This window comes from Candidatus Schekmanbacteria bacterium (assembly GCA_003695725.1).
Lineage (GTDB): Bacteria > Schekmanbacteria > GWA2-38-11 > GWA2-38-11 > J061 > J061.
The window spans coordinates 1-9,770 of sequence record RFHX01000366.1 but is presented as its reverse complement, the minus strand read 5'-3'; the positions used below and the strand labels follow the sequence as shown (position 1 = coordinate 9,770).

The window sequence follows — 9,770 nt, the reverse complement described above, 5'->3', positions numbered from 1 at the left end:
TCTCTATCAAATAAGGAAGTTGAATTTTTTTCCTCCATTGCTCAGGAAAAGATTCTTTCAATGATTAGGGAAGACCTTACTCTTTTTAGAGTTAAATTTGATAAATGGTACAGTGAGAAAGAACTGCATAAAAATGGAGAAGTTTCCAAAGTAATTGGATTTCTTAAGCAGAAAGGCGCAGTTTATGAAGAAAACGGAGCATTATGGCTAAATTCAACTAAATATGGAGATGAAAAAGACAGAGTCGTAATAAGAAAAAATGGCGAACCTACTTATTTGGCATCTGATATTGCCTATCACAAGGATAAATATGAAAGAGGTTACGATTTGATAATCAATCTTTGGGGTGCTGACCATCATGGTTATATTGCAAGAATGAAGTCTGTTATTGAAGCGATGGGGTATGATACAGAGAAATTCAAGGTTATTCTTATACAAATGGTAAACCTGTTACGTGAAGGCAAACCTGTGGCAATGGGTAAACGAGAAGGGGAATTTATAACACTACGAGAGGTTTTAGAGGAAGTTGGAGTAGATGCTGCGCGTTACTTTTTTCTTGAAAGAAAAAGTGACGCCCATTTGAATTTTGACCTGACTCTTGCAAAAGAACAATCAAATAATAACCCCGTTTATTATATACAATATGCCTATGCCCGTATATGCAGTATTTTTAGAAAAGCAAAAGAGAAAGGTGTGGATACAGCCAAATTGAAGGAAGCAAATTTAACGAAACTCAGCAATAAAAAGGAGATAGAAATTTTAAAAAAGATCGATGCCTTTGAAGAGATTATTAAGCTTATTGCTACTACTTTTGAACCGCACCATCTTACTTTTTATCTAAAAGAGCTTGTGGGGATGTTTCATGCATATTATTATGAAAATCCTATATTAAGTGATGATAAAGAATTGTCAATTGCAAGACTTCAGTTTATAAAAGCAATACAACAAGTAATTAAAAACGGTCTTATGCTTCTAAATATTGAAGCACCTGAAAGGATGTAATGGTGTCGATTATTGATGAAGAAAGGATAAAGGAAAAAAGGTTTTCAGGGATTGAAATCAACAGGAATACTTTGCGCCTTTGTATAATTATCTTTATTTTGGGAATTATCGTCGGCATTCTATTGGCACAACCTGTAAAATCACTTTTAAACAAAGCGTTGAAACTTCCTGTTGCAACAACTGAAAAAATTCCTTCACAAAAGTAGTGTTTTTGATTCATTCATAAATCAATGGATTAGTAGACAGTGTGCATTTAACGATTGGAATTGTAAAAAATGAAATATACAGTGGAAGCAGGCTTTTTTAAAAATGAGAAATTTGCGAAAAGCCAAATGGAAATGCTTATTAGAAAAGGCTTTGATGCCAGAGTTGATAAAATAAAAGAGAATAGAAAATGGTTCTTTTCTGTAAGAATCGGTTCTTTTGAATCAGAAAAAGATGCTGTCGAAATACTCGAAAAATTGAGAATCGATGTAAGATTGAAGGGGAAAATTGTTAAAATTTAGATATATCGAATGAAAATTTTTTTTGAGAAGATATGCTTTAATTTATCGGTCTTTCTGTTTGGAACTTATTTTTGTATAGTTCTTTTTTCTTTTAAAGTTTTTGCTGAAACAGGATTTCAGCCATCTCCTGCCTGCGCTACCTGCCATGAGAACAAATATATGGAATGGCGGGCATCTGCAATGATGCTTGGAATGAATGATAAAATTTTTAAGAAGCTCTATGAAATTGCTCCTGACGAGAAGAAGAAAGAATGTCTGATGTGTCATTCTCCTGCGGCATTTTTGAATGGTGATTTTGGATTTAAGTTGCTACTATCAAAAGAGAATATACCTTGTGATTTTTGCCATACAGCGAAAAGGATTATCAAGGGTGGAAAATTTGATTTCTATGAATTTGAACCGGGATTGATGAAAAGGGGGACTTTGAAATCTCCTGATACTAATTTGCATGAGGGAGTATATTCGCCCCTGCACGATGATTCAAAATTTTGTTCAACATGCCATCAATATAGATTAAAAGAAACCTTAACAATAGATACCGTTTATGCTGAATGGCTAAAAAGCGGTTATGGAAATAAAGGAAAACATTGCCAAGATTGTCATATGGCTCCTTATTCAGTGAAATATGATGATATGGAGGAAACTTATTATCATCATACCTTTGATGGACCTATGAAGATTTTTTTTTTAATTGATGAGGAGAATAAGTGTGTAGAATTCATTTCCAAGTCCATAGATATAGGCGCAAAGATTGTAAAAGATAAGAGAAAAAGTGAGATAAAAATTGATTTAACAAATAGTGGCATAGGCCATTTGCTTCCGGGTTCTGCACACGGATTGAGAAGACTTGGCCTAAAAGTTATGGCTTTTAATGAAAAGAATAAAAAGGTGTTAGAAGGCGAAGAAATTTTAGGTGTTATTTTAGCAAATAAAAATAATGAGGAAGTCCCCTTCTTTTGGGACGCTGAAAAAATAAAATCAGACAATAGGATTTTTCCTAATGAAAAAAGAGGTTTTACTTTTATCAGCGATTCTTCAGTGAAAAGTGTTGTTATCAGACTTGTTGAACATCTTATTCCCAAAGAGACAGCAGAAATTCTCGGTATTCAGGAATATGAAGTCCTTTTAAAAGAGTACGAGTTTAGTCAATAAATCGTTTGTTTATTCATAGAGAAGGCATGATACGGAATGTCCTGTATCTATTTCTTTCAGGGTGGGAGCCTTTTCAGAGCAGAGAGGCATCATCCTTTCTGGACATCGTGGATGAAAATGACATCCTGAAGGACGATTTACAGGGCTTGGAACATCACCTGAAATTATAATCTTTTTTCTTTTTGTTTTAGGGTCTGGTATAGGCGAAGAATTTAGCAGTATTTTCGTATAAGGATGTTTGGGAGTATTATAAATATCTTCACTTGTTCCCATTTCAACTATTTTTCCTAAATACATAACTGCTACCCTGTCACTTATGAATTTAACGAGATTTAAGTCGTGTGATATGAATATGTATGTCAAATTGAGTTTTTCCTTTAATTCAAGCATCAAATTTACAATCTGAGCCTGAATTGATACATCGAGAGCCGATACTGGCTCATCAGCTATAATTAAATCCGGTTTGAGCGCAATAGCTCTTGCAATTCCAATCCTCTGTCTTTGCCCGCCGCTAAATTCATGGGGATAGCGATTTGCATATTCCGGTGAAAGTCCGACAGTTTCAAGGAGTTCTTCTGTTATTTTTGGGATATCACCTTTGGAAGCTGCTTTGTGAATTTTGAGAGGTTCTGAAATTATTTTTCCTATTTTCATTCTCGGATTAAGTGATGAGTAAGGGTCCTGAAAAATCATCTGCATTTTCCTTCTAATAGGTTTCATCTGTTTGCTGTTGTATGATGTTATCTCTTCGCCTCTAAATATTATTCTTCCTTCTGTTGGCTCAATCAGTTTTAAGATTGTTCTGCCAAGCGTTGTTTTACCACAGCCGCTTTCGCCAACTAACCCTATGATTTCCCCCTCCTCTATATTTAAGGAAACATCATCAACAGCATAGACAAAACCTTTTCGTTGGGAGAAGATATTGCTTCTCAAAGGGAAATATGTTTTCAAATTTTTTATTGAAAGAAGAGTATTTTTCATAAATTTCTTTTTACTACAAGAAAGACAAATGATAAAGATACTTTATGGGAAATGCTGAAAAATGACTAAAATAGTAAAGATTGCAGATACCCAAAAACCTGAAAAGAAAGTGATTAAGGAAATCTGTGATTTTCTTAAAAAGGGAGGCATAATAGCCTATCCAACTGAAACCTGTTATGGCTTGGGAGCTGATGCATTCAATGAGGGCGCAGTAGAGAGAATTATTTCTTTGAAACGAAGAGAAGCAGGTAAGCCCATTGCAGTCATATCTGGTAATAGAGAAACTGCTATTAATGCCTTTAAAATTAAAAGTGGTGTTGTTTTAAAATTGGTAGAAAATTTTTGGCCCGGCCCATTAACCATTGTTGCTGAGTCGAGCATAAATTTTGCCAAAGGGATAATGTCAAAAGACGGGATGGTAGGAATTAGAGTTTCCGAAAATTCTTTTGCAAGGGCTATTGCAGATGAAATAGGGGGATTTCTTACTGCTACAAGCGCAAATTTCTCATTAGAGAAAGAGTGTCGAAGTGCGGAAGAGGTGATTGAAGCTTTTAAAGATAAAATAGAGATTGTTATCGATGGTGGAAAATCACAATCCAAAGGACTTTCAACAGTTATAGAGATAAGAAAGGATGGATATAAAATCCTAAGGGAAGGTCTCATTTCACAAAATGAAATAGAAAAAATAATAAAATAATATTAAAATCTACATAATATCTTTAATTATGCCTTGTCAATTTCACTATTGCAATATGATTAATTCTTTGCTATGTATCATCGTTTTAAGAGAATGTTAGTGATGAAGACAGTATGCCATAGCAAATTCGAAAGGAGTAAATAATGTCTATTACACATAACAAGCCAAGTAATCTTAAAAGAAAAAGAAGACATGGCTTCAGAAAGAGAATGAGTACAAAAGCGGGAAGAAATGTTATTAAAAGAAGAAGAGCAAAAGGCAGGGCTTCTCTTACTGCATAGTTGAAATTGATTGTAATGCCTAAAGAATTTGGCTTCGGAAGAGAATATCGAATATCTGATACCAAGGATATTAGGCAGATATATAAATATGGCAAAATTCTTAGAGCTGAAAGTTTTGAGATCAAATATGTAAAAAACGGTTTGTCTATCAGCAGAATTTGTTTTTCCGTTAATAGAAAATTAGCTTCTGCGCCAAAAAGAAACCGCGCAAAGAGACTACTGAGAGAATTATTTAGACTCAATAAAAAGAAGATACCCTGCGGTTACGATTTTCTGATTATTTTCAAAAAAGAGATTATTGGGAAAACATTTAAGGCGTTAGAAAAAGAGTTTTTGGAATTGCTTGCCAATGAAAAATTTTTTAAGGAGTAGAGGGAAGTGAAAATAATAAAAGCGTTGCCTATATCATTGATAAGACTTTATCAGTTGACTATTTCCCCTCTATTTGCTCCTTCCTGCCGTTTTGAGCCAAGTTGTTCAAATTATGCGATAGAGGCATATCAGAAATATGGATTTTTTAAAGCAACATTAGTTAGTCTAAAGAGAATTATAAGGTGTAATCCATTTGGCGGCAGTGGTTATGACCCTATAGAATGAAACTACATACTGTTAGCAAAGGAAAAAATATTATAAGATGCGATTCCGATTAATTCTTTTTATAATTTTAAGTGCAGCAATAATGCTGGCATATCAATATTATTTTATGCCAAAACTGCCTCCAGTAAAAAAGAAGGGAGAGATTTCACAGGCACTGCCTGCCCAAAAAAAAGGCGCAATCGTTGAAGAGAGTAAAGAAACAGAAATACCTAAACCACCCATATTGCCTTCTAAGATTAAGGAAGTGGATAGAGAAAAAATTGAGCAGAAGATAAAATCATTGGCGGCAGAGCAGGATAGAAAGATAGAGGTTGATACAGAGCTACTGAAATTTGTTTTTTCAGAAAAGGGTGCATATATAGAAAAAATATTTCTTAAGAAGTTTAAGAAGGATGATGAGCCGATAACGCTTTTTGAGGATTCATATTATGGAGCTCTTTTTCTTGCCAGTGAGAATGGAAGCAATGCCTTGCCCTTTATTTTTGAAGGTCCTTCTAAGATTTCTTTGGGAAAAAGTGAAAGCAGAGAGCTCATATTCAAGTCCGTAACTGAAGATGGCATTGAAGTTGAAAAAAGATTCAAAATTGATGGTTCCCATTACACAGTGGAAATGCTGTTAGGTTTGAGAAATGATTCAGAATCACAGATAAATATCTCGGAGCAGATTCTTTTAGGTCCTCATTTTTTTCTTTTAGGAGAAGAAGGTAATAATAGGTATAGAGGTCATGTTGGTCCTGTAATTGAGAGTCAAGGAAAGGTTATTAGAGAAAAGATTGAGAAATTAAAAGAGGCAAAAGTTTTTTCCAACAATATCAGGTGGACAGGGCTTGAAAGCAAATATTTTCTTGCATCAATAAAACTGCCTGAGAAAAATTTTTCTGCCGGTTTTTTCCCAGAAGGGAAGGATAAGGTTACAGTAAGCATTCAGTCAGTAATAAAAAACCTTAAACCCCTTGAATCAATAAAGACAAAGTATTCATTTTATTTTGGCCCAAAGTATTATTCTCTTTTAGAGAAAAACGAATTGGGAAATGCAGTTGATTTTGGGTGGTTTGGATTTTTGGGTAAACCGCTTCTCATTGCCTTGAACTGGATATATTCCTATATTGGGAATTATGGTCTTTCAATAATAATTATCACAATAATTCTCAAAATTATTTTTATTCCTCTTACACAAAAAAGCTTTACTTCAATGCAGAAGATGAAAGAGATACAGCCGCAGATAAAAGCGATTCGTGATAAATATAAGAAAGACCCCAAGAAGATGAATGAAGAGACAATGGCTTTGTATAAAGAATACGGTGTCAATCCAATGGGCGGATGTTTGCCAATGATTTTCCAGATTCCTGTTTTTATAGCATTTTATAATGTTCTTTTGAATTCCGTAGAATTGAGAGGAGCACCATTTATCTGGTGGATAACAGATCTTTCTCAGAAAGATCCCTATTATATTACGCCCATATTGATGGGAATCACGATGCTTATACAACAGAGGATGACTCCAAGTGCGGGTGACCCTCGCCAAGCACAGATAATGATGATTATGCCTGTAGTTTTTACATTTATGTTTATGTCCTTTCCAGTAGGGTTAGTTATTTATTGGACTGTTAATAATATATTAACAATAGGACAGCAGTATTTTCTTATGCCAAAACAAAGTGATTCTCAAGAAGAGGAAGTGGAAGGGAAATCAAAGAAGAAAAAGAAGAGAAGGAAAGGGAGAGAGAATAAAAAGTGACGAAGTATATTGGTGAAGGTGCAACTGCCAACGAAGCAATCGAAAATACTTTGGAGAAGTATGGTTTTTTGCGCGATGAAGTGAAAGCTGAGATTATTGACAAAGGGAGAAAAGGGTTTCTTGGCTTTATGTCGAAGCCTGCCAAGATTCAATTGGAGGTTATAAATCTTAGTCCAGAAGAAAGAGCAAGGTTTTTGCTCAAAAAAATAATTGAGGATATGGGATTTACTGCGGACATTAAAGTGGAAAAAAAAGATGGTAAACTCTTGGTTGACATTTCTTCCAAGGATGCTTCTCATCTTATAGGCAGAAGGGGGGAAACCCTCTATGCAATGGAGCATATTCTCACTAAAGCATTGTCAAATAGGAATGGCAGTAAAATAAATGTTGAAATCGATATTGATTCATACCGCAAAAAAAGAAAAAATCTGCTGAATAGGGAAGTCAAAAAAGCAGTTGAAAAAGTTAAGAAAAATAAAAAAACAGTTTCTTTACCTGCGTTGTATATAGATGAGAGAAAAATTGTTTATCGTTTGATAAAAAGATATCATGGAATTAAAGCACGAAGCATAGGCACAGGAGATTTTAAAAGGGTTGTCATATCTACTACCAGTCCAAAAAACCGCCAAAAATGAATTTTTTTCAGACTCTGTTCCCATTCAAGCTGCATTCGATTGAGTTGTTTTTTGAGTATTGTCAAAGCTAATATTTTCAGGTTCCTTGATTTTAAACTCTTCAACCATATTCTGCATTTCCCTTGCTTGTCCGGACAGTTCAGCGCAAGAACTTGCCGTTTCTTCAGAATTAGCTGAATTCTTTTGTGTTATTCTGTTGATTTCTTCCACAGCTATATCTATTTCTTCAATTAGTTGATTTTGCTTTGAAGATGCAGAAGCTATGTTTTCAACAACTTTTGCCGTTTCTATTACATTGTTATTTATCTCTTCCAAGTTTTCGATAACTTCCTGATTAAGCTCAACTCCAATGTCAGCTTTTTTAATTGATTCTTCAATTAATTGGGCAGTACTTTTAGCGGCTTCAGCACTCTTTATGGCAAGATTTCTAACTTCTTCCGCCACCACGGCAAAGCCTTTTCCAGCTTCACCAGCGCGTGCGGCTTCGACAGCGGCGTTAAGTGCCAAAAGATTTGTTTGGAAAGCAATCTCATCGATTGTTTTAACAATCTTTGCTGTTTTGTCTGAGGAATTCTTTATTTCTCCTATGGCGGAGGAAAGCCGTTGAATACTTTCTTTGCCCTTTTCTGTACTTTGTCGAGATGATAGAGATAATTCTTTTGCTTTGTTGGAGTAACTTAGATTTTCAGCTATTATGTCTGTAATTTCTTTTAATCTATTGGTTACTTTGTCAAGCGCTTCTGCTTGAAGCATTGCACCTTCAGCTATTACTTGTCCTGCATTTGTGAGATGCGCGGCTTCCGATGCAACTCCCTTTGATGCTACTGAAACCTTATTGATACTGCTATTGAGGTTTTCAATTGCTTTATTTAGTGCATTTGTAATTCTTGCATGGTCTCCCTTATAATCTCCTTTCACGCTGACAGTTAAATTTTTGTTTGCTACCTCCTCGAGGATTCTTGTTGTTTCGTTAATGGGCTTGACTGCACTGTCAATAGTTTCATTTATCCCTTCAATAAGCTTTCTATATGCACCTTTAAACTTTTCTGCATTACCTCTTATGTCGAGCTTCCCATTTTTTGCTGATTCTGTCAGCTTTGTAGTTTCTTCGGTCAGAGACTCTATTGTATGACTTACTGCCATAACTGATTTACTAAGAATGTCTTTATCACTTAGTGGCGTTAGTTTTATCGTTGTGTCGCCTTCAGCTAAACGTTTTATTGCATGCGCAATTTCACCTAAAGATATCAAAACTTTTTTGATTGCATTTTTAAGTCTGCCTGCTTCGTTTACCGCTGTCTTACCAAGTCTTTCAGGAAAGTCTCCTACGGAGATTCTTTCCATTATATCTACTGCATCATTGATTGGAACGACTATTTTTCGGATTAGAAAGTGAGATGCCGCAACTCCAATAAATATTGCAGCAATCCCAAATAAAATCATTGCATATACAGATTTTCGATAGCTTTCATAAGATTTTGCAACTGCATTTTTGACCTTTTCAGTTTGAAGTATTGTGTAAGCTGTCAGAGAAGATTTGTATTCATTTAAAAGTTTTTGTGTTTCACTTAAAATGATTTCCCGCGCTTCTTTTCTTTTCCCTTTTTCCAAAGCAAGAGAAAGAGCTTTATTTAGGGAATTTTCATACTTCGTCTTCTCTTCTTCTACTTTAGCAAGTGCATTTGCCTCATCATCGCTTTGAGATTCATTCTTTAAAGATTGAAGAAGTTTACTGCTTGTTATCATATTGGTTTTTATTTTCGCCAAAGCAGATTGAAGCTCTTTTTGATTTTTTGAATGAAAGATTAATCTCTGCATTTCACTGTTTTTACAGGCAAGGTCTATAAGTCCGCTTGCAGTGCCCGCTTTATTCCACTCAACATTGTATATATGAGAAGTTGTATTGTATATTTTATCAAGGCGGTTTATGGCATGAAGAAGGACTAATTCAGTCATCAAGATTGTTATTGCAAAACCAAGGGAAAGAAGAGTCCTCATCTTAAAGTTTTTCTTTTTCATCATCGTCCTCCGGTTAGTGGCTTATTTGGACTTCTTCCTATTTGAATGATTGCTTTTTGTGTTGAAGTATCAATCGGTAAAAATCTGTTTTTTTTTATTATTATTTTTGATTTATCTTTTTTAAGAGCCAACAATAAATAAATTGACAAAGAACTTTCATTA

The 9,770-nt window shown here is 34.7% G+C and carries 12 protein-coding genes; 10 read left to right on the top strand and 2 right to left on the bottom strand.

The window, feature by feature from the left end; genetic code table 11:
- The 4 genes from D6734_13205 to D6734_13190 all read left to right on the top strand — a co-directional run.
- Positions 1–1,002: arginine--tRNA ligase (locus D6734_13205; protein RMF92037.1), on the top strand; the 1,002-nt coding region annotated here is incomplete at its 5' end.
- Positions 1,002–1,208, top strand: coding sequence for a hypothetical protein (locus D6734_13200; GenBank protein RMF92036.1), 207 nt, complete (start codon positions 1,002–1,004; stop codon positions 1,206–1,208). The genes D6734_13205 and D6734_13200, both read left to right, overlap by 1 nt.
- A gap of 69 nt (positions 1,209–1,277) precedes the next feature.
- Entirely contained in the window at positions 1,278–1,508 is a 231-nt protein-coding gene (locus tag D6734_13195) for an SPOR domain-containing protein (protein ID RMF92035.1), read from the top strand.
- A gap of 9 nt (positions 1,509–1,517) precedes the next feature.
- Positions 1,518–2,660 carry a hypothetical protein gene (locus D6734_13190; protein RMF92034.1) on the top strand — a complete coding sequence of 381 codons (1,143 nt, stop codon included), beginning with the start codon at positions 1,518–1,520 and terminating at the stop codon, positions 2,658–2,660.
- Positions 2,661–2,669: 9 nt separating this feature from the next.
- Here D6734_13190 and D6734_13185 read toward each other — a convergent pair whose 3' ends face one another.
- The gene (locus D6734_13185) at positions 2,670–3,641 is read right to left on the bottom strand and encodes an ATP-binding cassette domain-containing protein (GenBank protein ID RMF92033.1); all 972 of its coding nucleotides are present in this window, start codon (positions 3,639–3,641) and stop codon (positions 2,670–2,672) included.
- 61 nt (positions 3,642–3,702) lie between these two features.
- Here D6734_13185 and D6734_13180 point away from each other — a divergent pair, with 61 nt between their 5' ends.
- The 6 genes from D6734_13180 (at position 3,703) to D6734_13155 (ending at position 7,589) form a co-directional block, all read left to right on the top strand.
- Positions 3,703–4,338: a threonylcarbamoyl-AMP synthase gene (locus D6734_13180; protein ID RMF92032.1), complete on the top strand. Its 636-nt coding sequence runs from the start codon at positions 3,703–3,705 to the stop codon at positions 4,336–4,338.
- A gap of 143 nt (positions 4,339–4,481) precedes the next feature.
- On the top strand, positions 4,482–4,619 hold the full coding sequence (locus tag D6734_13175) for a 50S ribosomal protein L34 (GenBank protein RMF92031.1): 138 nt from the start codon (positions 4,482–4,484) through the stop codon (positions 4,617–4,619).
- Positions 4,620–4,991 (top strand): ribonuclease P protein component, encoded by a 372-nt coding sequence (gene rnpA, locus D6734_13170; GenBank protein RMF92030.1) that lies wholly within the window; start codon positions 4,620–4,622, stop codon positions 4,989–4,991. It abuts the gene before it with no gap.
- A 15-nt stretch (positions 4,992–5,006) separates the two neighbouring features.
- Positions 5,007–5,216, top strand: a complete 210-nt coding sequence (gene yidD, locus D6734_13165; protein ID RMF92038.1) for a membrane protein insertion efficiency factor YidD — start codon at positions 5,007–5,009, stop codon at positions 5,214–5,216.
- Between the two features lie 37 nt (positions 5,217–5,253).
- Positions 5,254–6,954: a membrane protein insertase YidC gene (locus D6734_13160; protein ID RMF92029.1), complete on the top strand. Its 1,701-nt coding sequence runs from the start codon at positions 5,254–5,256 to the stop codon at positions 6,952–6,954.
- Positions 6,951–7,589 (top strand): KH domain-containing protein, encoded by a 639-nt coding sequence (locus D6734_13155; protein RMF92028.1) that lies wholly within the window; start codon positions 6,951–6,953, stop codon positions 7,587–7,589. The genes D6734_13160 and D6734_13155 overlap by 4 nt, the downstream gene beginning before the upstream one ends.
- A gap of 24 nt (positions 7,590–7,613) precedes the next feature.
- On the opposite strand, the gene D6734_13150 is transcribed toward D6734_13155, so the two are convergent.
- Positions 7,614–9,611, bottom strand: coding sequence for a methyl-accepting chemotaxis protein (locus D6734_13150; GenBank protein ID RMF92027.1), 1,998 nt, complete (start codon positions 9,609–9,611; stop codon positions 7,614–7,616).
- Positions 9,612–9,770: the final 159 nt, after the last annotated feature.

What these genes read in the sequence shown, in the direction of transcription:
- D6734_13180 (RMF92032.1), top strand. Translation starts at nt 3,703, where the DNA reads ATGACTAAAATAGTAAAGATTGCAGATACCCAAAAACCTGAAAAGAAA.
- D6734_13200 (RMF92036.1), top strand. Translation starts at nt 1,002, where the DNA reads ATGGTGTCGATTATTGATGAAGAAAGGATAAAGGAAAAAAGGTTTTCA.
- D6734_13190 (RMF92034.1), top strand. Translation starts at nt 1,518, where the DNA reads ATGAAAATTTTTTTTGAGAAGATATGCTTTAATTTATCGGTCTTTCTG.
- D6734_13185 (RMF92033.1), bottom strand. Translation starts at nt 3,641, where the DNA reads ATGAAAAATACTCTTCTTTCAATAAAAAATTTGAAAACATATTTCCCT.
- D6734_13160 (RMF92029.1), top strand. Translation starts at nt 5,254, where the DNA reads ATGCGATTCCGATTAATTCTTTTTATAATTTTAAGTGCAGCAATAATG.
- D6734_13150 (RMF92027.1), bottom strand. Translation starts at nt 9,611, where the DNA reads ATGATGAAAAAGAAAAACTTTAAGATGAGGACTCTTCTTTCCCTTGGT.
- D6734_13195 (RMF92035.1), top strand. Translation starts at nt 1,278, where the DNA reads ATGAAATATACAGTGGAAGCAGGCTTTTTTAAAAATGAGAAATTTGCG.
- D6734_13175 (RMF92031.1), top strand. Translation starts at nt 4,482, where the DNA reads ATGTCTATTACACATAACAAGCCAAGTAATCTTAAAAGAAAAAGAAGA.